Origin of the sequence: Endozoicomonas sp. NE40 (assembly GCF_040549045.1) — a bacterium.
Taxonomy (GTDB): Bacteria; Pseudomonadota; Gammaproteobacteria; order Pseudomonadales; family Endozoicomonadaceae; genus Endozoicomonas_A; species Endozoicomonas_A lisbonensis.
Genome location: NZ_JBEWTB010000002.1, coordinates 2,773,844 through 2,796,632, shown reverse-complemented (window position 1 = coordinate 2,796,632; position 22,789 = coordinate 2,773,844). Strand labels below are relative to the sequence as shown.

Annotated in this window: 16 protein-coding genes; 11 read left to right on the top strand and 5 right to left on the bottom strand. The window is 50.4% G+C overall.

Features of this window, described 5'->3' with window-relative positions; translation table 11 throughout:
* The first annotated feature begins 16 nt into the window (after positions 1–16).
* From tkt to V5J35_RS13465, 10 genes are all read left to right on the top strand, one after another.
* Complete coding sequence (tkt, locus tag V5J35_RS13510; RefSeq protein WP_354007641.1) at positions 17–2,014, top strand: transketolase; 1,998 nt, start codon at positions 17–19, stop codon at positions 2,012–2,014.
* 366 nt (positions 2,015–2,380) lie between these two features.
* Positions 2,381–3,532: an L-threonine dehydrogenase gene (gene yiaY, locus V5J35_RS13505; RefSeq protein WP_354007640.1), complete on the top strand. Its 1,152-nt coding sequence runs from the start codon at positions 2,381–2,383 to the stop codon at positions 3,530–3,532.
* Positions 3,533–3,798: 266 nt separating this feature from the next.
* Positions 3,799–5,058, top strand: a complete 1,260-nt coding sequence (locus V5J35_RS13500) for a Bcr/CflA family multidrug efflux MFS transporter (protein WP_354007639.1) — start codon at positions 3,799–3,801, stop codon at positions 5,056–5,058.
* Positions 5,059–5,170: 112 nt separating this feature from the next.
* Positions 5,171–5,785 (top strand): trimeric intracellular cation channel family protein, encoded by a 615-nt coding sequence (locus tag V5J35_RS13495; protein ID WP_354007638.1) that lies wholly within the window; start codon positions 5,171–5,173, stop codon positions 5,783–5,785.
* A 174-nt stretch (positions 5,786–5,959) separates the two neighbouring features.
* Positions 5,960–7,342: an OmpP1/FadL family transporter gene (locus V5J35_RS13490; RefSeq protein WP_354007637.1), complete on the top strand. Its 1,383-nt coding sequence runs from the start codon at positions 5,960–5,962 to the stop codon at positions 7,340–7,342.
* Between the two features lie 153 nt (positions 7,343–7,495).
* Positions 7,496–8,053: a hypothetical protein gene (locus tag V5J35_RS13485; protein WP_354007636.1), complete on the top strand. Its 558-nt coding sequence runs from the start codon at positions 7,496–7,498 to the stop codon at positions 8,051–8,053.
* Positions 8,054–8,199: 146 nt separating this feature from the next.
* The gene (locus V5J35_RS13480) at positions 8,200–9,222 is read left to right on the top strand and encodes a type I glyceraldehyde-3-phosphate dehydrogenase (protein WP_354007635.1); all 1,023 of its coding nucleotides are present in this window, start codon (positions 8,200–8,202) and stop codon (positions 9,220–9,222) included.
* A 259-nt stretch (positions 9,223–9,481) separates the two neighbouring features.
* A complete protein-coding gene (locus tag V5J35_RS13475; RefSeq protein ID WP_354007634.1) occupies positions 9,482–10,645 on the top strand; it encodes a phosphoglycerate kinase in 1,164 nt (387 codons plus the stop codon).
* A 366-nt stretch (positions 10,646–11,011) separates the two neighbouring features.
* Entirely contained in the window at positions 11,012–11,650 is a 639-nt protein-coding gene (locus V5J35_RS13470) for a transcription termination/antitermination NusG family protein (RefSeq protein ID WP_354007633.1), read from the top strand.
* On the top strand, positions 11,650–12,615 hold the full coding sequence (locus V5J35_RS13465; protein WP_354007632.1) for an alpha/beta hydrolase: 966 nt from the start codon (positions 11,650–11,652) through the stop codon (positions 12,613–12,615). Before V5J35_RS13470 ends, V5J35_RS13465 begins: the two co-directional genes overlap by 1 nt.
* Before the next feature lie 46 nt (positions 12,616–12,661).
* Here V5J35_RS13465 and dsbB read toward each other — a convergent pair whose 3' ends face one another.
* The gene (dsbB, locus tag V5J35_RS13460; RefSeq protein ID WP_354007631.1) at positions 12,662–13,261 is read right to left on the bottom strand and encodes a disulfide bond formation protein DsbB; all 600 of its coding nucleotides are present in this window, start codon (positions 13,259–13,261) and stop codon (positions 12,662–12,664) included.
* A 66-nt stretch (positions 13,262–13,327) separates the two neighbouring features.
* Complete coding sequence (locus V5J35_RS13455) at positions 13,328–13,933, bottom strand: thiol:disulfide interchange protein DsbA/DsbL (protein WP_354007630.1); 606 nt, start codon at positions 13,931–13,933, stop codon at positions 13,328–13,330.
* A gap of 105 nt (positions 13,934–14,038) precedes the next feature.
* On the opposite strand from V5J35_RS13455, the gene nfo reads away from it, so the two are divergent.
* Positions 14,039–14,881 carry a deoxyribonuclease IV gene (gene nfo / locus V5J35_RS13450; protein WP_354007629.1) on the top strand — a complete coding sequence of 281 codons (843 nt, stop codon included), beginning with the start codon at positions 14,039–14,041 and terminating at the stop codon, positions 14,879–14,881.
* A 130-nt stretch (positions 14,882–15,011) separates the two neighbouring features.
* Here the strand turns inward: nfo and V5J35_RS13445 are convergent, their stop codons facing one another.
* The 3 genes from V5J35_RS13445 to V5J35_RS13435 form a co-directional block, all read right to left on the bottom strand.
* Positions 15,012–16,622, bottom strand: coding sequence for a hypothetical protein (locus V5J35_RS13445; RefSeq protein WP_354016410.1), 1,611 nt, complete (start codon positions 16,620–16,622; stop codon positions 15,012–15,014).
* Positions 16,585–21,729, bottom strand: a complete 5,145-nt coding sequence (locus tag V5J35_RS13440) for a hypothetical protein (RefSeq protein WP_354016409.1) — start codon at positions 21,727–21,729, stop codon at positions 16,585–16,587. The genes V5J35_RS13445 and V5J35_RS13440 overlap by 38 nt, the downstream gene beginning before the upstream one ends.
* A 248-nt stretch (positions 21,730–21,977) precedes the next feature.
* Positions 21,978–22,517, bottom strand: coding sequence for a hypothetical protein (locus V5J35_RS13435; RefSeq protein WP_354007627.1), 540 nt, complete (start codon positions 22,515–22,517; stop codon positions 21,978–21,980).
* Between the last annotated feature and the right edge of the window lie 272 nt (positions 22,518–22,789).

Sequence of the window (22,789 nt, the reverse complement as noted above, 5' to 3'; positions counted from 1 at the left end):
AGGAGCCCTGATTTCTATGTCCTCACGTCGTGAGCTAGCCAATGCCATCCGTGCTCTGAGCATGGATGCTGTCCAAAAAGCCAAATCCGGACACCCAGGCGCCCCAATGGGTATGGCCGACATCGCCGAAGTGCTGTGGCGCGACTATATGAACCACAATCCGGCTAATCCGGAGTGGGCAGACCGTGACCGTTTTGTCCTGTCCAACGGACACGGTTCCATGCTCCTGTACTCCCTGCTGCACCTTTCCGGTTACGATGTATCCATCGAAGACCTGAAAAACTTCCGCCAGCTGCATTCTAAAACCGCTGGTCACCCGGAATACGGTTATGCGCCTGGCATCGAAACTACCACTGGTCCTCTGGGTCAGGGTATTGCCAACGCTGTCGGTTTTGCTGCTGCTGAAAAAGCACTGGCAGGCCAGTTCAACCGTGAAGGCCATGACATCGTAGACCACTACACCTACGTATTCATGGGCGACGGCTGCATGATGGAAGGTATTTCCCACGAATCCTGTTCCCTGGCCGGCACTCTGGGTCTGGGTAAACTGATTGTCTTCTATGACGACAACGGCATTTCCATCGACGGTGAAGTAGAAGGCTGGTTCACCGATGACACCGTTAAGCGTTTTGAGTCCTACAACTGGCACGTTGTTCCAGGTGTTGACGGTCATGACTCTGAAGCCATCAAGGCTGCGATTGAAGCCGGTCGTGCTGAAACTGACAGACCAACCCTGATCTGCTGCAAGACCGTTATCGGTTTTGGTTCTCCTAACAAAGAAGGCAAGGAAGAGTGCCACGGTGCGCCTCTGGGTGATGACGAGATCAAACTGACTCGTGAACGTCTGGGCTGGAACCACGGTGCATTCGAAGTACCTGCCAACGTTTACGAAGGCTGGAGTGCGAAGGAAGCCGGTGCTGCCAAAGAAGCAGGCTGGAACGAGAAATTCGAAGCTTACGCTGCGGCTCACCCGGAGCTGGCTGCTGAATTCAAGCGTCGTATGACTGGCGAACTGCCTGCTGACTTCTCTGAAAAAGCCGACGCTTACATTCGTGAGTGCCAGGAAAAAGCCGAGAAAGTTGCCAGCCGTAAAGCGTCCCAGAACACTCTGAACGCTTTTGGCCCGCTTCTGCCTGAACTGCTGGGTGGCTCTGCTGACCTGGCCGGTTCCAACCTGACTCTGTGGAGTGGTTGCAAGGGCGTTGAAAAAGACGACGCTGCCGGTAACTACCTGTACTACGGCGTGCGTGAATTTGGCATGAGCGCCATGATGAACGGTATCGCCCTGCACGGCGGTTTCGTACCTTACGGCGCAACCTTCCTGGTCTTCATGGAATACGCCCGTAACGCGGTTCGTATGGCTGCCCTGATGAAGCAGCGTTCCATCTTCGTTTATACCCACGACTCCATCGGTCTGGGCGAAGACGGTCCGACCCACCAGCCTATTGAACAGCTGGCGAACCTGCGCTCCACGCCAAACATGAACACCTGGCGTCCATGTGACACCGTTGAATCTGCGGTGGCATGGAAATACGCCATTGAGCGTAACGATGGCCCCAGCGCGCTGATCTTCTCCCGTCAGGGTCTGCCATGCATGGCTCGTGATGAAGAGAAAATCGCCAATATTGCCCGTGGTGGTTACATTCTGAAGGACTGTGCAGGCACACCTGACCTGATCCTGATCGCTACCGGTTCTGAAATCGAACTGGCTATGAACGCCGAAGCCAAACTAACCGAACGGGGTCGTAAGGTTCGCGTTGTATCCATGCCTTCTACGGAAGTGTTTGACGCTCAGGACGCAGAATACAAGCAGCAGGTTCTGCCTCTGGAAGTTCCGGCCCGTATCGCTGTTGAAGCCGCTCATGCTGACTTCTGGTACAAGTACGTAGGTCTGGACGGTCGTATCATTGGAATGACCTCCTTCGGTGAGTCTGCACCAGCAGGCGATCTCTTCCCATTCTTTGGGTTCACCGTAGAAAACATTGTGGCAGCGGCTGAAGACATGCTGGATTAATTTCCACTGCATTTTGTCGTATAGCTTGCGTCGCATAAAAGGGCTTCTGTTTAGAAGCTCTTTTTTTATTCACTCATGCTATTCATCCGCTCATGGTTTTTTATGAGCTCATGGCTTTTTATCTTCAACACAGGCTACCTGTTACAAAATTAACAAACATGTTAACCAATAGCTAAATCCCGACAAGCACCCTCTAAAAAACACACATATGACGCTAATCAATGTGTACCTTTGATAGTCTGTATAGTTATTGACCTGTATCAATATCACCCCTCTTGCCTCTCAATATGATGAAAAGGTATTCATTTTTCAGTGCTGTTACTGCGATTTCAGCTGAACCCGTTTTCTTATTTTGGGAGTTTTTCCATGTCTGCAATGAAATTCTTCATGCCTCAGGTTAACCAGATGGGTAATGGTTGCCTGGAAGCCTCTATTTCCGACATCACCAAGCTGGGTTTCAAAAAAGCCCTGATCGTTACTGACAAGGTACTGAACGACATTGGCCTGGTTGGCTCTGTTGTTGAAAAACTTGCCGAAGAAGGCATCACCTCCGTAGTATTTGATGGCACCCAGCCAAACCCGACCTGTGGCAACGTAGAAGCCGGCCTGAAACTACTGCAGGAAAACGACTGTGACTTCGTTATCTCCCTGGGCGGTGGTTCTCCACACGACTGTGCCAAAGGTGTTGCACTGGTTGCAGCTAATGGTGGCAATATTCGTGACTACGAAGGTGTAGACGTTTCTGAAAAGCCACAGTTCCCGCTGGTTGCGATTAACACCACTGCCGGTACCGCCAGTGAAATCACCCGATTCTGCATCATCACTGATGAAGAACGTCATGTAAAAATGGCTATCGTTGACAAAAACACCACCCCACTGATGTCCGTTAACGATCCTGCGCTGATGACAGGTATGCCTAAGTCCCTGACAGCCGCAACCGGTATGGACGCCCTGACCCACGCCGTAGAAGCTTATGTATCCATTGCTGCGACACCAGTGACCGACTGCTGCGCCATCAAAGCCATTGAGCTGATCAGCGAACACCTGGAAACTGCCGTAAACAACGGCGACGACATGGAAGCCCGTGAGCAGATGGCCTATGCACAGCTGCTGGCTGGTATGGCATTCAACAACGCCAGCCTGGGTTATGTTCATGCGATGGCACACCAGCTGGGTGGTTTTTACGATCTGCCACACGGTGTTTGCAATGCTGTCCTGCTGCCACACGTTCAGGCATTCAATGCGCAGGTGGCTCCTGAGCGTCTGGCTCATGTCGCCAAAGCACTGGGTGAAAACATCGAAGGTCTGACTGCTGAGGAAGCGGCTCAGAAAGCCGTTGAAGCGATCAAGGCACTGTCTGCCCGCATCGACATCCCGGCCGGTCTGAAGGCTCTGAATGTTAAGGAAGAAGACTTCCCGACCCTGACAGAAAACGCCCTGAAAGACGCGTGTGGCCTGACCAACCCTAAACAGGCTACTGCAGAAGAGATCACTGCTATCTTCGCAGCGGCAATGTAATCCCCATCGTCATCCCCGCGCAGGCAGGGATCCACTGTTCGTGGTGGGTTCCCGCCTGCGCGGGAACGACGAGGCTAAATTTTCAAATAATAATCATTTCTATCTAAGCTGATATATTTATATTCTGATTAATTTTATAATTGTCTGCCTCCTCTGTTTTACGACCCTTGTTTTACGACATAAGACGTTTATTCAAATAACTAACCTAAACAGAAGGAGCTTATAACGACAAAGTTGTCAAAATAACGATTATCTCAGGCAGTTATATGACCATCGATATACACAACAAGAATGAAAGGATGCTCTTCATTCTGACCCTTGGTGCTCTCACCATGCTTGGCCCTATGGCCATTGATCTCTATCTTCCGGCTCTGCCAGCCATTGCCGACGATATGGGAGAACCCCTCAGTAAAATCCAGTTTACCCTCAGCGCCTACACTATCGGCTTTGCATTGGGGCAGTTACTCTACGGGCCTTTATCGGACCGCTTTGGCCGCCAGAAAGTGATGCTGCCGGGGCTGGTTGGTTATATCGTTACCAACATACTGGCCGCCATGTGTACCGATGCCAACCAGCTGATTGTCGTGCGGGTATTGCAGGCGATGGCGGGGGCTGCTGTTATGGTGACCATTCCCGCCATGGTTCGGGATCTGTTTCCCCGACAGGAAAGCGCAAAGGCATTGTCGTCTATCCTGCTGGTAATGACGGTTGCTCCGCTTATGGCACCATTGCTGGGTGGGCAGATCTTAAGATTCTTCGGTTGGGAAAGCCTGTTTATCTTCCTGGCAGCACTGGCTTTTCTGGCCATGTGTCTGGCCCTGTGGCGAGTGCCTGAAACATTACCAGAAGATCGCCGTTTAATTGTTCCGGCAAAAAAACTGGCTGCAACCTATATCAGCATCCTTAAAAACCGTAATGCCATGGGCTGTATTCTGTGCCATGGCTTTTTCTTTGGTGGCATGTTTGCCTTTATTGCCGGATCGCCTTTTGTTTATATCGAACTTTATGGTGTTAGTCCGGAAAGTTATGGGCTGGTGTTTGGCCTGAACATGGTTGCTATGGGCATTATGAATATGATCAATATCCGCCTGATTGGTCGTATGCCCCTGTTTAACATCCTCCGAACCGGCAGCATGAGCGCTGCAGTGGCTGCCTTTGCCCTGCTTCTGACTGCCAAAACAGGAAGCGCCGGGCTGGCCGGTATTGTCTTGCCGGTTGTCGTTTATGTCGGCTGTATTGGTTTAACAGGACCAAACTCCAACGCTTTGGCCCTGGCCCACTTCCCAAGGTCAGCAGGTACCGCCAATGCTATGGCAGGCGCACTGCGCTTTAGCATTGGTGCCGCAACAACCGCTATTGTTGGTCTGCTACATGACGGTACGGCCATGCCAATGGCTATGGTCATGGCAGCTTGTGGTACGTTGTCTGTTATGAGCCTGTTGCTGGTATCGAATGGCGGCGCTCCTGCAACAGAGTTGGAACCGCAAAAAGAAACTCTGACCAGCAAAGAAAAAATATCTGCCTGATCATTTCAGGTAGGTGCGCCCCGCACCACACAACGGTTTCCGGCTATATTTGACCATCAACTACCGGCTATATAATCGCGTCTGTTTTCTAACCTGCGCAGTCAGTCTGAACATGCTGTTATATAGCCTGGATTTATTTGGTACCGCTGTTTTTGCCATCAGCGGGGCCTGGGTCGCCTGTCGTAAAGACATGGATATATTTGGTGCCATGGTATTGGCTTTCGTGACCGCAGTGGGCGGCGGAACCATTCGTGATTTGCTGTTAGGTTCGACACCTGTCTTCTGGTTTCAGGACACCCTGTACATAACGGTTATTTTTGCTTCTACCCTGCTCGCCATTGCACTGCGTAACTGGCATGAAAAGGCTCAGTGGCCACTTCAGGTTGCCGATGCACTAGGGCTGGCTGTCTTCGTTGTGATTGGTGTGGGCAAAGCTCTGGCTTATGGTGCAGAGCCTGTTGTTGCGGTAATGATGGGCGTCCTGACCGGCTGTGGCGGTGGTGCTATCCGGGATGTGCTGGCTGATGAAATGCCTAACGTGCTGCGCAAAGAGGTGTATGCCTCAGCAGCCATTGCTGGCGGAGCTGTATTTGTTTTTCTGAATCCAGTTCTGGGTTACGCAGCAACAACCGTTATTTCTGCGAGTTTAGTTCTGTTTATGCGACTGTTCGCGCTGTATAACAATATTTCCCTGCCACGTTTTCAGTTGCCGCAAGTCTCCAAATAATCCATAAAAAGACGGCTTTGCAGACATTCAGGGCCGTCTTTTCAAACAACCATTCAAAACATTTTCTTCTGCGTTTTCCACCAGACAAACTATAAAACTCTGATGCTTTTTATATTTCGGCTATCGCTCACCTGACCAGGCTTCCTTTGTCAGTCCTCTATGTCGAGGTTTACCATGCATCACCTCTCCGCCAGTTTATACCGATCAGCCTCACTATCCTGTGTTATTGCATACTCTGCGCACTGTCTGGCAGCAGGCTACGGTATCAATGAAAACTCTGCCAGCTATATGGGAACAGCCTTTGCCGGTCGTGCCTCAAACCCTGTCGACGCTTCCATAGCGGCAAACAACCCTGCCGGACTCAGCTTTGTTACCCATACGATACTCTCTGCCGGTTCAGCAGTGATCTTTAAAGGGGGTGAGTTTAAAGGGCAGTATACCCGTCCCCCGCGATTTGGGGGTATTGTCAGCGGGGAAACTCTTGTCGGCAAATCCACAGACTATCAAAAAACGACGCCGGTTCCCTTCGGCCATTTCTCAATGCCTTTCAACGATCAATTGACTTTTGGTTTGAGTGCTTATGGTCCCTATGGTATTGAACTGGACTACGATAATGACTGGCCTGGTAAATACTTCGCCGACAAAACCAGTGTTAAAGTGATTAATTTACAAGGTACTTTGTCGTTTAAATTACGTGAAGACTTTGCTATCGGTATTGGCCTGATTGGTTCACACGTCAATGGCAAACTGACACAAAGCTCTGGTGTACCGGACGTTCTGCCCATAGATGCGACGATAGAGGGCGATGATAATACCTTTGGCTGGAATATCGGTGCGATATGGCAGGTGAATGAGCAAACGAAGGTTGGCGCTGTTTACCATTCAAAGCTGGATTTTACCCTGGATGGCGATATCAAGGCCCATGGCAGGCTGGCGATTCCCGAAAATCCACTGATTAATGCAACGGTCAATGACAAGGTCGGTGCCAAACTCGATATCACCATGCCCGAACGGGCCGCACTGAGCATTACCCACAAAGTTGATCCTCGCTGGACCCTGATGGCCGATGCCACCTGGACCCGCTGGAGTCATTTTGAGGAGTTTTACGTCAAAGCTAAAAACAAGATGAAGGTCAGTCTGTCAGGAGGCTTTCCCAGCCTGCCTCCTGAAATAACAACCAACCCATCGTCCTATATTCCCATGAACTGGAAAGACGTGTGGGCTTACTCAATTGGAGCATCCTGGCAGGTGTCGCCACAATGGCTACTGCGCTTTGGCTACATGAGAGACAACTCTCCGGTTGACGACAAAAACCGTACAGTCCGCTCTCCGGATGCTGACCGGAACTGGTTTACCTGCGGAGTAAACTGGCAGGCGACAGAAAGTCTGAGCATTGACGTGTCTTACGCCTATGTGGTGCTGGATAAAGGCAAAATTTCCGAATCTAAATATAAAGGCACTGCACCACACGCTGTTGACGAAAACTATGGCAAAATTACAGGTGAATACAAAACCAGTTCGCACATTGCGGCGGCACAGCTGAATTATCGCTTTTGATCAGAGGGCGTTCGGGCAAAAAAACAAGCCTGTGTTAGAATACCAGACACTGTACGTTCGGTATTCCTCCTGCACTCTTGCATCGTTTGCATAGCTTGATAGTTTGCATAGCTGATAGAGAGCACTATAAAAATCAGGTCTCAGGAGTTGTCAATGTCTGTTCGATTACCCCCTAAACCCTTTGCCTTCCTTACCGTGTCGGTTGCACTGCTGACAGGCTGCGCCTCTCATCTTGAAAAAGAAAGACAGCTGACTGCACAACAACCCGATCAGCAGGATGTCTGTGGGCAGATTAATTATGTGTTCGACAACAGCAGCAACGGCTTCCGGGCCATTCGTTCACAGCCAAACTTCCAGAACAAAATCACCCTTTGGAAATCGACTTACCAGCCACTGAAAACCAGCTGTGAAATCTGGCAATGGGCAAACCGCTATAGTTTTGTCTGCAGCAAAGTCCTGCCCGACGCTCAGTCTGCACAGGCCATTTACGATGAAACCAACAGCACCATCCAGCAATGCGTCAAAGCTGCCAGCGTTGCGACACGACATGAACAGCTTCCAGACAACAAAGGTGAAAAAACAGAATACCTGTTGAACGGACAGGTTCGTGGCTCAACTCAACTGGTTAACACCAAAGGGCTGTTTTCGGATGACTGGACCGTGTATGTACTGATTTCGTCACCCGGCTCAGATTCCGGCAGTCAGCCATAGCGCCTGAAAATGAATAGTGCCAGAAAACCGATAGTGCTAGAAAACCGATAGTGCTAGAAAACCGGCCCGATGACAGGTTCAGCAAAACCCGCTTATAATTGCCGCCTTCGCAGGGGAAAGTCGCAGGGACAAGGGGGTGAAGTGCCATGGCTTACAAGGTTGCTATTAATGGTTATGGTCGCATAGGCCAGTGTGTTCTCAGGGCTCTCTATGAAAATGGCTACCGACACAAGCTTCAGGTGGTAGCTGTTAACGAGTTATCTGATATTGAAACCCTGGCGTATCTCACCCGTTATGACACGACACATGGCCGCTTTCCGGCAAGGGTGGAACATTCCGGCAGTGATCTGTTTGTTGACGGAGACCGGATCAACATTCTTAATGCTTCCAACCCACAGGGCATCAACTGGAAAGCCCATGGCATAGACCTGTTGCTGGAATGTTCCGGTTCATTCAAGGATCGGCATACCGCCGAGCTGCATCTGGAAAGCGGCTCCCCAAAGCTGCTGTTTTCCCAACCAGCCCAAACCGATGTTGATGCCACTATTGTTTATGGCATCAACGAAGAATCCATCAGCCCCTCAGACCGGGTGGTCTCAAACGCATCCTGTACCACCAATTGTATTGTGCCGGTACTGAAAACCCTGAACGACGCGCTGGGAATTGATTACGGAACTATTACCACCATTCATTCAGCCATGAATGACCAGCCAGTTATTGACGCCTATCACAAGAGCGACCTGCGCCTGACCCGCAGCGCCCTGCATTCCATCATTCCGGTCGATACCGGGCTGGCAAAAGGTATTGACCGTTTGCTGCCGGAGCTGAAAGGACGCTTCAAGGCAAACTCTGTGCGGGTTCCTACCATCAACGTTTCCTGCATGGATTTAACCGTTCACGTCCAGCGTGAAACCACGGAAGAAGAAGTCAACCTTATTCTGGAAAGAGCCACCTGGGGACGACTGGAAGGCATAATGGGCATTTCCCATGAGCCGCATGCTTCTGTAGATTTCAATCACGATGCCCGCTCCTGTGTGATCGACGGCACCCAGACCAAAGTGACCTCCGGGAAACTGCTGAAACTGCTATGCTGGTTCGACAATGAGTGGGGGTTCTCAAACCGTATGCTGGATGTTGCCTGTCACTGGCTGGATCACTCAAAGCTCTGATTTTATCAGGGGTTGAGATGAACTGAAGGTGTTATCCGGGGATGCTCTGCGAGTAACTTCGTTGCCTGTCGTTAACCCTTGATAACCACCATGATCCATATCAATTTTCTAACCGTATTGGCAGTCACCTACGTACCTACCCTCAGCAGATTATGGTATCGTCCCCGCATTTTTAAGGGTTGTGGTGATTGTACGGGAGTTATCCTGTTGAGCCACAAACCTGCCACTTTGTCTGACTCGTCATTGAGAGAGAGACCTCATGAACGTATTGAAAATGACTGACCTGGATCTGGCCGGTAAACGCGTCCTGATCCGTGAAGACCTGAACGTTCCAGTAAAAGACGGCAAGGTCACCAGCGATGCCCGCATCCTGGCTTCCCTGCCAACCATCAAAATGGCTCTGGAAGCTGGCGCTAAAGTGATGGCGACTTCCCACCTGGGTCGTCCAACTGAAGGCGAATACGATGAGCAGTTCTCTCTGAAGCCAGTAGCGGACTACATCGGCAACCTGCTGGGTAAAGAAGTTCGTCTGATCAAAGACTGGGTTGAAGGCGGCTTTGAAGTGGCTGAAGGCGAGCTGGTTATTCTGGAAAACGTTCGCTTCAACAAAGGCGAAAAGAAAGACGACGAAGCACTGTCCAAAAAAATGGCCGCTCTGTGTGACGTTTACGTAATGGACGCATTCGGTACTGCACACCGCGCCCAGGCTTCCACTCACGGTGTTGGCAAATTCGCTGACGTTGCGTGTGCAGGTCCTCTGCTGGCGGGTGAACTGGACGCGCTGGGCAAAGCTCTGGGTAAGCCTGAGCGTCCAATGTGCGCCATCGTAGGTGGCTCCAAGGTGTCTACCAAGCTGACCGTTCTGGAGTCCCTGTCTGACATCTGCGACCAGCTGATCGTTGGTGGCGGTATCGCCAACACCTTCCTGGCCGCTGCTGGTCACAACGTTGGTAAGTCCCTGTACGAAGCAGACCTGATCCCTAACGCCAGGGCGCTGATGGAAAAGGTTGACGTGCCAATGCCTGTTGACGTGATCTGCGGCAAGAAGTTCGACGAGAACGAGCCTGCGGTGGTTAAACTGGTTTCCGAAGTAGAAGACGACGACATGATCTTCGACGTTGGTCCGGAAACCCAGAAGCTGTTCAACGAAGTACTGAAGTCTTCCAAAACTATTCTGTGGAACGGCCCGGTAGGCGTATTCGAATTCGACCAGTTCGGCGAAGGCACACGTTCCATGTCTCTGGCGATCGCTGAATCTGAAGCGTTCTCCATCGCTGGCGGTGGTGACACTCTGGCTGCAATCGACAAGTACGGCATCAAGGACAAGGTATCCTACATCTCTACTGGTGGTGGTGCGTTCCTGGAGTTCGTAGAAGGCAAGAAACTGCCTGCTGTTGCTATGCTGGAAGAAGCTTCCAAATAAGCTCTCTGTCCAACGGGCTATATAGCTTTCTTATAGCACTTAGCCCTGCTGACGCCCGGGTTCTCCGGGCGTCAGCCCAGCTCTTATACCTCTCTTACTTCGCCCTTCCCATCTCATTTTTCAATGCCCTTTGTGAATTATTCGATTGCACTGACAAAAAATAAAAAATGATGGTACGCTAGCATCGCCGTTTACAATATGTAACCGCTAACTTACATTTTTCAACTATTATACCTCAATCCGGACACACTCGATCCCGAGATAAAAGTGTCCACATTTCTCCAAGGATCTTTATAATGACCTTCAGTTCTGCCCTGCGGCTGGACATGCAATTTTATGAAAACCTAAAGCATTCAGGGAATTTTAATGTCTAATAGAGAGTGCTTGTTAGAAGAAGGCTGGTACCTGCTCAAGAGCAAGGTCCGTCAGGAACTGAGAGCCACGGAAAATCTGAACAACCTCGGTTTTGACACCTATTGCCCTGTGTTCAGGCAGAAAAGCAAAGGAACGGTTAAGGAAGAAATTCTGTTTCCCGGCTATCTGTTTCTGCTGCTGGATCTGGAAAAAGATCTGGGAAAATTTCACACCATTCGCTCCTGTCGCGGCGTTCATGAAATGGTGCATTTCAACCGAATCACTCGCCATCTGGTCAGCTCTGGACGAATGTCCAAAAAAGAAGAAGAAAAAGCGAAGTCTGATTTATTGCCCAAACCCATACCCAACGGTGACGAGATTATTGATGAGATTCGAAAAATCGTCAAAGTCCTTAACAACAAAGCGGATGGTATAAAACCTGATGCCCTGGAGCCTGGCGACAAGGTGGTCATGAACCATCCGCTGTTCAAGCACCTGGAAATGACCTTTGAAAAAAATCTGGGTTCTTTTCGTGGTGAGATTCTGATCAGCCATATTCAGGAACAACGCCTGAGTGACGGCTCAACCCAAAAAACCGTTGTTAAAAAACAACGTATGAAAGTACGCCTGGATGATCTGGAAAAGGCCTGATGGACTTCGACACATTAAAACGCTCTTTACAACAGGAGCCGAAGCCTCTTTTCAGTAAAGAGCAGGTCAGAAAGGTGCCGGAGTGTACCGCTATTGAGCAAGAGTATTTCGCTTACTACGGCATCGACCTTGAGAATCAGCTGACAGGCGTACAACACCGGTTTGGTGTTATTGATAGCGGCAACTACCGGATTGCCAGCCATCTCTTCGAGCAGGACGGCGCCAAAGGAACGTTTTTTGTTCTGCACGGTTACTACGATCATGTGGGGCTGTTTGGTCATATCCTGACGTTTTTACTGCAGCAGGGTTACAACGTACTGGCTTTTGACCTGCCCGGTCACGGACTATCGAGCGGTGAGCCTGCCACGATTGCGGACTTTTCAGTTTATACGCAGATACTGACTGATATTATGAAAGCCAGCACTGACAGATTAGCCAGACCCTGGCATGGTTATGGACAAAGTACAGGCTGCGCCATCCTGACAGACTATCTTCTGACCCATGAGCAGTTGACCGGTGAACAGCCCGAACTGGATAAAGTGATTTTCTCGGCCCCTCTGGTGCGACCGTGGATGTGGTCTCTCAGCCGGTTTCAGCTCTATCTTGCCAGACCGTTTATCAAACAGTTGCCACGAACGTTTACCGATAATTCCCGTGACCCGGACTTTCTGAAAAAGGCACACAACGACCCTCTTGCCCCGAAGGTGTTACCCACACAGTGGGTATCCGCCATGGATCGCTGGATTCGGAAGATTGAACGTTATCGTCAGAAAAGCCCGTACAAACCTCTGGTTATACAGGGTACCTGTGACCGGACCGTTGATGCGAAATACAATATCGCAAAACTGAGACAGCTGTTTACTGACCCGGAAGTTCTGATGCTGAAAGATGCACGACACCATCTTCCTAATGAGCTAAATGAGACCCGGGAAAAATATACAGAATGGCTATCGTCGTATATTTAAACATCGTAAGTTGGGACAAGGCATAGCGCTTGTCCCAACGGCAAAATTACTTATCTGTCAGCTTACCAGCAACCACACTGAGTACACAGACAGCAAATGCCAGAATATAGATACCAAAAATAATAGTCATCCAGTTCGCCATATTCAGGCTCAGGAAAGTCCAGCTGTCTTCACCACACATGCCTGTCGGGAAGAACATCCCGGGCCACCACTCATGCAGGGGCAGCCCAAAAGGAAATACAGGAAAGGCGTTACATGAACTGAAGAACGGATTAAAGTCCGCATAATTTTTGATCTGTTCAAGTGCGTACTGTAACCCATAAACCGCTCCGCTGATCCAAAGAGCGTAACCCGCCCCTCTGACAACCCTGTTTCGTGGAGCCACCAGCATAACCATGGCAGCAAGCCCGAGAATCAGCACAGCAAGCCGTTGATAAACACACATTTCACAGGGGTGCATGTCCATCCCGTGCTGAAAATACAGGGCGCAAACTTCCAGAAAAACCGCCGACCCCAGCATAATGCTCCAGGTTAGCCGGTAGTTCTGCCACGCCCTGACAGTAGCCAGCGGCTGAGCCCGGAACTCATGCCATACCTTTTTCACAGGGCCTTTCCGGGCGCTATCCGGCACGTCTGCATTCGCCATGGTTATAACCTTTCATCACTTTTCCAGCAGCTCGTTCTTTTTCCAACAACTTATTTTTCCAGTAACTTATTTTTGCAACAAGTAGTCAATCAGACCGTAAAACTCATCAAACGATTTGATACTGCTGAGATTGATAATGTACTTATTATTGACGATAAAACTTGGCACACTGCGTACACTGCCTTCCAGATGCGACCAGCGTTTCATACGTTCACGAACCACCGGATCGTTCACACCAAACGTCCATTCGCGTTTGCTCAGGCCAGCCTCAGCCAGCACCTTGAAAAAGTCATCGTCATTTTTCCAGTCACCAATACGGTCTTCCTGCAGCGCTTTAAAAATCGCGTTCTTCACAGGCGTGTATTTCTCAGTACCTTTGGTAATCGCCAGTGCCTGACTGATTTTGTCAGCGTAATTACCCATAAAGGCAACGTGTGACTGATTGAAAGGAATGTCCTTTGACTCAAGGCGCTTTTCCAGATCACCCACAACACCCTGATCCCACTGGTAGCAGGCTGGACAATAAACAGAAAAGGCTTCACGAACCTCTGGCTTTTCTGACTTCTGGAAACCGGACAGTACGTTGTAGTGCGTACCTTCTGAGAAACTGGCCGCCATCACTGACAGAGGCATAGCTAACATCAAGCAAAATGCGGATAATATTTTTTTCACTAATATCGCCTTATTATCATGAGCTGAAAATTGATCGTATTTACGATTTTCTTATGATTACCTCTGTACGTTTTTTGACCCAGATCAACCTATAAAGGATTGTTTATGAAGTATATCGGCGCCCATGTCAGCGCTGCAGGCGGGGTCGAAAATGCCCCGGTCAACGCCCACAAACTCGGAGCCACTGCGTTTGCTCTCTTCACAAAAAATCAACGTCAGTGGAAAGCCAAACCACTGACTGACAAAAACATTGAACTGTTCAAAGAACGCTGTGAGGAATACGGTTACAAGCCTGAGCAGATCCTTCCACACGATAGCTATCTTATAAACCTTGGTCATCCTGAACAAGAAGGTTTGCAAAAATCCAGAGAAGCCTTCGTTGATGAAATGCACCGGTGCATGCAGCTGGGGCTGGACAGGCTGAATTTTCACCCGGGCAGCCATTTACGAAAAATTGAGATTCCAGCCTGTCTTAGCCGTATCGCTGAGTCCATCAACCTTGCGCTGGATCAGACAGAAGGTGTAATAGCCGTTATCGAAAATACTGCCGGGCAGGGCAGCAACCTTGGCTGGCGTTTTGAAGAACTGGCAGAGATTATTGACCAGGTGGAAGACAAAAGCCGTATAGGTGTTTGTCTGGATACCTGTCACACTTTTTCCGCAGGTTATGATCTGAGGACACCTGACGCCTGTGAAGCCACCTTTGCTGAATTTGAGAAAATAGTAGGCTTCCAATATCTGAAAGGGATGCACCTGAATGATTCCAAAACCGAAATGAACTCCCGTAAGGACCGCCATCACAGCCTGGGGCAGGGTGAAATCGGCTGGGATGTGTTCCAGTATATTATGCAGGATGCTCGCTTTGACCGTGTCCCCATGGTTCTGGAAACCATTGATGACACGATCTGGGCGGATGAAATTGAAGCACTGAAGATGATGGCGATATAAAGGAATTGTGTACAAGCTTTTGGAAGCTCATTTCCCTGCTGTCAAAAAGGAGCCATAAGTGTTCGACACCGGTTTAACCGCAACCTGGACACAGCTCCTTAATCCAACGGGTTAAGCGGTCGGGTAACGATTACCCTACCCCCAGCCCCACCATCGTATGCGCCAGCGGCGAGGGTGAAGTCAGGTTCTGTGCTGTGCCCTGGTTAGCCCGGGGGGTATACGACAGGCTTACACCACCCGGATCGCCTCCCAGCGCACTCATGCTTTGAACCAGTCTTTGGTGATCCCGGGCCATATTCCCATTAACAAGGCGTTCCAACGCGATCATCGGATTGCTGTCATTCTGCGCGCTGTCCCTTTTGAAATAACTGACCAGGTTCCTGCTCCTACGGATGACTTTATTCAGGAAGGCCAGTGCGCCGCTGGTGTTGTCACTCTCTTCCAGTTCCCTGTTATTCTCGAGGATATGGTCAAGGGGATGGTGGCTGACCTTGCCCCCTTTAAAATAAAGACTCTTCAATACCGAAGGGTTCACCAGCGCCATTGTCTCCCCGGACGTTTTATTGATCACCTGCACGACGCATGGCCTGATATCGGCTTTATTTTCAGGGGTGACGGTTTCTCCCGTGGACTTGTTACACAGGGAAAAGGTCACCTGGTCAGGCGCCAGCTCCGGCAGGAGCAGGGTGGTACTTTTTCTTCCGGACAGCCCCCTGAGGTTGGCGGTTGAACCTGGCAGCAGGAAAACAAAGTGACTGCCCTGGTTGTCCACCACCGAAACATCACGGAACTCCCCGGGGATGTACACATCGTCGCCTTTTCCCCCGTCCAGGATAAGCGGCAGCCCGGACACCGGCCTGGAAAAAGAGCCCTCCCCCATCTTGAGGAACACGACCCGGTTATCACACTCATTATTGTCCGCGACAGGCTCCCGTAGCCGGGACGCTTTATCGTTCCCCCTCTCCCGGCTTGCCGCGATGATAAGGTCATCTCCACCACGACCCTGTACCCGGGTCAGTTCGAATTTCGGGCTTGACTGTGAATCGATATAGATGACGTTGTCCAGCCGGTTGCCTGTCGCCGTTTTCTTCTGGAACGTGCCTGACACCTTTATTAAGCGGGGCAACACCTTCCGGCAGCCTGACTGTCCGGAGGTGCAGTGGTATACACTGCCCGGGGCAAACGACTGGTTGTTAACCAGCACCCTGGTTTTTTCTCCGGAGTTGTCACCGGTGCCGTAAAAAATATGGGTAACACCCTGCCGGTCCTGTACGGGCAGCAACCGGTACCCTTCACTGAGCTGGACAAACAACGGGTTTTCCGGGGTGGCGGGGATTCTGTGGTGGGGGTGAAGGTCGGTCTCCCTGGCAATAACAAGGGGGAAAATAATCTTACCCCCGTTGTCCGTCACCTGTTGTGTTAATTCCGCCAGAGGCAAACTGATGTCCTGGAACTGGACCCGGGTGGGTCGCAGGGACTGGTCGTGCAGTGTTGACCAGGCCCGCTTTATCCGGATGCTGGCGTTTCGGGGGGCAAAACGATCAAACAGAACCAGGTCCTGAGGCTCCTGTGGGTCACGGTACGCAACAAACCGGTAAGATGGCTGTCTTATCCGGATCTTGCTGGCCCGTCTGTCGTCCCCCTCCGGCAGTCCCGGATGTATCGCGATACCGGAAAAAAACGCCAGGTCATTTTTTCTCAGGTCAAAATGGTCTGCCCCGCCATTGCCCTCGAGGTACACCGATAACTCCCGGGGATTCACCCTTTTCACCCACAAGGGACGTCCGGGGACCACGGAAAAAAGTATCAAGGTGCAGACCATCCAGGTTAAATTGGTCCCTGTTGGCGGTCCCCACTAGCATGAGCACCTTGTTGACCATCTCGACCCTGTCAAAAGGCCCCGTGGACAGAGGACGCCTCTCATCTCCGTTAGTGGACGTCAGCGTTTTAGTTTTCGTGTTATAGACGACGCCCTGGTTGACCATGTAAAACGGTACCCAGTTGCTATTCCCCCCAACCAGCTGCTGTGTTTCGTGGTCTTCATCGGGAAGGCCGAGGTAAAATTTGTTCGTTTGATAATTAATCCAGCCTGTCCTGACCTTACTGTCCGGAGTGTACTTTGTCTGCAGGTTTAACGAAACAACGTCGGTCGTGTACAGCTTCCCCAGTAACTGTCTCTCTGACAGGTTATCCATAACACATTTCCAGTACTCCCGGGTGAAAAACGCCAGGGACATATCCTTAAATTGCGGCCTGGTACCAATGATGTCACTCTTGGCCTTCCTGAAGTCAACCGCTGTTAACTGCAGTTGTTTCCCCCGGGCTTTAAAGCTCTGTCCATCGGCCTCAATATTCCACGACCCGCTGTCCCGGTCCCACTGGAACTGGGCGCTCTGGGGGATACCTTTGAACATCGGGAGCTGACAGGGAACGGATATCAGGCTTGAAAATTCCGTTGGGAAACCGCTTATCACGTTCAGCGCCTGACTGCCACAGAAGGGGTGCCCGTCTTCAGAACGTTCAGGCCTGGGGTAAAACACACTGGAAAACGCACGCTGGTTGTCCGATGCCACTACCAGTTTCTCGCCATCGTTACCGGCAATCCTGAAATGGTCCCGAGAATCTGCGGTTAACAGGGCGTTGTCAGAGGGCAGGTACCAGAAATCCTGCTGCTTCATAAACGACAGCAGCGCGCTGCTGTTCAGTTCTGTTTTTATGGAGAGCCGAACCCGGTTTGCCGTGGCCGGATATTTCGCCTGTATCGTACGAATCCTGTCTTTTATTAAGGTTTTCAGGGAGGTAACAAACGACTGTGCCGTGGTATCCGTCCAGTCAGACGGCGTTTCGCTGTTGAAAACTGCGGCATAGGCTCTGTTGACTATTGCCCCGAACTCCAGTCCCTCGAGCATGATGCCGGAGCTGGTTTTAAACGTATGCACGCTCAGGGTATCGCTGGATTTCGGGAAGGTCTGTCCGGTCTTTTTGACCTGCCAGTTCTCAAAGGGCTGGGCCTCCAACGACAGGCCACTTTTCACCAGGCGGTTATCACTCCATGCACTGTCTGGTATGCGTAACTGGTCACCGCTAACGGTTTCGGCCAGTACACTGTCCCTGAACCCCTGCACTTTAACAAAGGCTGGCTGACGAATGACTTCAGATACCGTCTGTCCCACGCTGACAGGGCGAATCACTTTAAAACCGGAATCGATCCTGTGAAAGGTCTTTTGTACTTCTGCTTCGGCTTCGGCTTCTCCCCCGGGCTCTGCGGTCAGGTAAAACAGCTGGCCCGAGTGTTTACTGAACATAATGTAGTGGGTTGTCTGCCCCTGTACGACTTTATGCACCGGCAGGTGTTCGTCGTTCAGGCGACTCCGTACACCGTCGTCAATCACCAGGGCGTTCCCGGAGGTCGCTGTTTTGCTGCCACCATCAAGCAGGCTGACCCGGTACGCAATATACCGCTTTGTTTTCGGGTCAAAAAAACCGGTACGAAGAAGGTTTCTCTTGTTGAAGCGATCATTCACTATCCGCAGTGGAACAAGCCCCTTGTTATAAAACACATCGCCAAGACTGCTCTGGATATTAACGTCACTGGTCTCTACGGCAATCTCTTTGGGCGTAATGTTTCCGAAATCATCCGCTGTTAACTGGTAGTGAATGGGATACCTGTAGACCACCAGTTTATTGGGAACATCCGTTCTTTTTACATCCGTTACACTGCCGAAACGGGAGCCTTCCCTGTCGTAATTAAAGGGTCTGAACTCAACCTGGTCCCGAATCAGGAACCCGGCTTTCTTGAAGAAAACCCGGCCGTCCCTTCTGTTGTAAAAATAGTAACCCGTTTCAAGATCACCCTGGATGGGCTCGATCTGGTCTCCAGGTACAACCAGCTTCAGCTCAGTCTGTTTCTCCTTGTCAAACCAGACCATCAGCCTGTCAGCCCGACGCAACTGTGCTGGTGTCCCCTCCGTAGGAAGAGGGTGGCAGTTGTAGTTATGCTTCCGGGCATTGGTACATCCTGTCACCGCAACGTGGGTAAAGCGTGACGGGAACGAATAGCGGGCGCTGAGCTTTTTGAACCGGGCAACCCTCCGACTGGTTTCACTGATATCACCGTCAAACCGGAGGAGGTGAATTTGCTTGCCGCCGTCCGGTAAAAACTCAAACAGGGCATTTTTGTCCGAGGCCATGACCTTGTGGGTAAAATGACCGGTGTTGGAAGCCCTGAAATTAAATGTTGCCTCACCCAGCACAACTTTCCGGACATAAGCCGGATCCCGGGGTCCGGCTCCCCCCAGCTGGAGACTGCAATTGTTAACGTCGCTGTCATTCTCGGCAATACAGGTGTAAGGGGTTTTCCCTGTGTAGGAAAGCATCCATACAGAGTCGTTTCTTTCGGCAGGGTGTAAGTTGATCGTGTGTGCCGCATCGGAGACCATCGTGTATTTTTTTTGTCTGGCACTGGCGAGGGCGTGAATATCATAGGTCAGGAGTTTGCTGGCTTCATCATTGATGCTATGGAAAATGACTTTGTAATCATTATCCCCCATACGCAGCGTACTGGTCGTTTCGAGATTGCTGATATCCGTAATGTTGGTCAGTACCTGGCCCACATGCTTGTAAATTTCTTTTGTCGAGCTTTTAAAAGCCATTGTTTTAACGGATTTAAAATCGATGATTTTTGCTTCGTAGTGCCGCTTGAAGTACTCATCATCGACGGCGTCCAGCAAGGTCGCGCCGGGGGAATCCTGATAGAGTGTTTCAGTTGATGGCTTGCGCCTGTCATAGGCCGAATATTCCGGCTTGAGCTTCCAGTCGGTGGCTGCGGGCATGAGGATCGTGTTGTAGTGCTTGAGAAAATTGATTTTTTTGTATACCCCGTCTGCGCACTTAAACCGTGCAAGCCGGCTTTCCGTTTTGCACAGGGTCTTCAGTGCATTGCCGACGAGATCAAACGGTTCGCCGTACTTGATCTCGTTGATATCATCGGCGCACTCTTCCGTGTACCACTCACCCTGGTTGGTGTAACTTAGCGTGGGGCAGGTGTCCCAGTTGTCCTTTTTGCCCGCATCATGCGTCTGCTCATCGGCATAAACGCCGCCGTAACGCAGCTTTCCCTGGGCAAGATCGATATCCTTAATGTTAATGGGCAGCAACTTTTTGTCCGGCGTGCTCATCAGGAAATTGAGGAACATGCCATCGTACATAAAGTCGTCAGGGTTAAGGTTTTTGTGCAGGTTATTGAAGTTTTTGGCCAGTTCTTTTGAGACGTCCAGCAGCCTCTCAAAATACAGGTCTTTATATTCGTCTTCATACCAGGATTCAAAAAGATCCCGGGCAAAATCCATAATGCGGTCGATCAAGATGCCAGCGGGACCGGCAAGTTCTGAAATAAGCGATATATACGCATCCGCTGTATCAAAGGCTATTTTGGACTTCATCAGCTCCCGGACATCAGCATCTTCTTCCTCGCCGTACGCAGCCATCGTCAGGCCCAGGTTGGCAAACGAAAAACCGGTCCCTATGCCGGGCGCATACCGGCCAGCCTTGCTGGCCATTTTGGAGAACTTCTTGATGGAAGACGGGAGCGTCAGTTGTCCAAGCTTATCGACCGATTTGGGTAGCTTGATTTTGGGTAATTCCAGACTTTTAATGCCCGGCGCTATTATTTTTATGCCAGAGATGCCCAGGTCCACCACTTCGACGGTCTGCAAGGACATCCCGATATAACCAAGGTATTGCTGACCCAGGTAGATTTTATACTGCGAGTCCGTCATACCGGCTGGACGGGATTTCTTGGACAGTTGCCCCCCCCTGACCAGGTCGCTGACCATACTGCCAAAATCAGCCAGGGACTGTGAATTCTCCATAGCGCCCAAAGCCCTGGACCTGCCCTGGCCGGATCGCTTAATGCCGTTGTTCTGGGTGCGTTGAATGAATCTATTGAACCGGTCAAAGGCACCGGAATCAAAGGTGATGGACTGTTTAACGTCAGTGTCCGGCCGGATAAAATCCATGCGCCAGCCATCACCGCTTCTCTCAAGTGTGTCGAACTTAGGCAGGGTATCGTCCGGCAGGTTGTGCGCGGCTTTAAGCGTATCGAAGGCTTCATTGAATTCCAGGGTGCGCTGGGTGAACTCGGCCCTGAAATCTGAGATTCTGTTAAGATCGGGATCGTTGTCCCCGGTCGGACGAGTCGGGGGATTAAAGGCACTGGCAGGCAGACTGCTTTTTTTCATTATACTGGCGACTGCGTCGGCGCTGATTACTTTTGAACCGACTGTACCCGGTAATACCCGGGGTTGTTGCAATGCGTTGGTTTCACCGGGGAAAAGCCGGCATTCTGAACCGATACCCCTGGCTGACCTGACACGGATGCTGCCAATAAAATTGAGCGTATTATGGCGGATGCCTTCAAACCTCTGCATCAATGCCTTAAGGCTTTTAGAGGTGTTGTCCGTGGGCTGAATCAGGACACTTCCGATGCTGTTTTTATGGCAGAACTTATTGATAAAAGCTTCTAGTAAGCTTGGTTTACTCTTGCCCGTCGCGGTGGATGGATCTACTTTTGTCAAGTCACCTTCCGCCCCTATAAACGAAAGGCTGTTGTATTCCCCTCCGGGAACCCGTGTTATGACTTCATCATTCTTTGATAATAAAAGGTTACTTTCAGCGTCAAAATATAAAACTTCAGTATCAGGTTTATTGTCTGCCTGACTCAACACCTTACTTAATGATGTCTTATCGAAAACAACAATACTATGGAAACCCCGGATATCCCGTTGATCGAAAACTAAATCAGCTTTCTTTCTTCGAAAATGACTAATCTGTTTTTGTATTTCAGCCAATATCGTTCCAGGTTTTGAAGCGTATAAAGCGATGTCTACCTTTTTTCCCTTAGTATCAGACAGTATTATTTTGGTTCTGAAACTTCTGCTTTGTTTTTCAACGTCATTGACAAACCGGGTGATTTCTTCTCTCGTTTGTCGGTCTTTAAGACTACAGCTTGATCGACGTTTACGTCTTTTTTTACTGCTATCGCAGTCTGGAGACAGGGGAGCGTTAAACATCTCAATAGGCAGCCCAAGGTCGTCGCTTAATTGCTGACGACAATTTTGAAAAAAAGCATCCAGCCCCAAGCTGTCATCCGTGTTCTGATTATTCGTTTGAGGGGCTGGCTGATCTGCCGGTTGAACCACAGGTTGAGGGGCTGGTTGATCTGCCGGTTGAACCACTGGTTGAGGGGCTGGTTGATCTGCCGGTTGAGCCACTGATTGAGGGGCTGGTTGATCTGCCGGTTGAGCCACTGATTGAGGGGCTGGTTGATCTGCCGGTTGAGCCACTGATTGAGGGGCTGGTTGATCTGCCGGTTGAGCCACTGATTGAGGGGCTGGTTGATCTGCCGGTTGAGCCATTGATTGAGGGGCTGGTTGATCTGCCGGTTGAGCCACTGATTGAGGGGCTGGTTGATCTGCCGGTTGAGCCACTGATTGAGGGGCTGGTTGATCTGCCGGTTGAGCCACTGGTTGTGGGGCTGATTGAAGCAAAGGTCTGACCTGAGTACTGGATTCAGCTTGGGATTTTGATTTACTTCTCCCTTTTGATTTGCCTCCGCCTTTTGATTGCGATAGCACATCCTCGGTTTGAGATCCTGTATTAGTAAGGCCAATGATCTCTACTTTACCGTCATCAGTAATATCTATATAAACAGGGGCTCGAGTGTTATCAGGCATTATATTGTTTGTGCCTGATGTGCCTGATGTGCCTGATGTACCTGATGTACCTGATGTACCTGGTCGATCCCCTGCACTCACTCTCGGCAAAAAGTCATAGGTTATTTCATCAAGATCAAAATAATCATCAACGGCTATAGCTAAAAGACCAAGCTTGTACTCAGGAGGCGCATTT

Coding starts and splice junctions, on each gene's coding strand:
- nfo (WP_354007629.1), top strand. CDS start 14,039: ATGAAGTATATCGGCGCCCATGTCAGCGCTGCAGGCGGGGTCGAAAAT.
- dsbB (WP_354007631.1), bottom strand. CDS start 13,261: ATGGCGAATGCAGACGTGCCGGATAGCGCCCGGAAAGGCCCTGTGAAA.
- V5J35_RS13435 (WP_354007627.1), bottom strand. CDS start 22,517: ATGTGCTATCGCAATCAAAAGGCGGAGGCAAATCAAAAGGGAGAAGTA.
- V5J35_RS13465 (WP_354007632.1), top strand. CDS start 11,650: ATGGACTTCGACACATTAAAACGCTCTTTACAACAGGAGCCGAAGCCT.
- tkt (WP_354007641.1), top strand. CDS start 17: ATGTCCTCACGTCGTGAGCTAGCCAATGCCATCCGTGCTCTGAGCATG.
- V5J35_RS13480 (WP_354007635.1), top strand. CDS start 8,200: ATGGCTTACAAGGTTGCTATTAATGGTTATGGTCGCATAGGCCAGTGT.
- V5J35_RS13470 (WP_354007633.1), top strand. CDS start 11,012: ATGTCTAATAGAGAGTGCTTGTTAGAAGAAGGCTGGTACCTGCTCAAG.
- V5J35_RS13495 (WP_354007638.1), top strand. CDS start 5,171: ATGCTGTTATATAGCCTGGATTTATTTGGTACCGCTGTTTTTGCCATC.
- V5J35_RS13485 (WP_354007636.1), top strand. CDS start 7,496: ATGTCTGTTCGATTACCCCCTAAACCCTTTGCCTTCCTTACCGTGTCG.
- V5J35_RS13490 (WP_354007637.1), top strand. CDS start 5,960: ATGCATCACCTCTCCGCCAGTTTATACCGATCAGCCTCACTATCCTGT.
- V5J35_RS13475 (WP_354007634.1), top strand. CDS start 9,482: ATGAACGTATTGAAAATGACTGACCTGGATCTGGCCGGTAAACGCGTC.
- V5J35_RS13500 (WP_354007639.1), top strand. CDS start 3,799: ATGACCATCGATATACACAACAAGAATGAAAGGATGCTCTTCATTCTG.
- yiaY (WP_354007640.1), top strand. CDS start 2,381: ATGTCTGCAATGAAATTCTTCATGCCTCAGGTTAACCAGATGGGTAAT.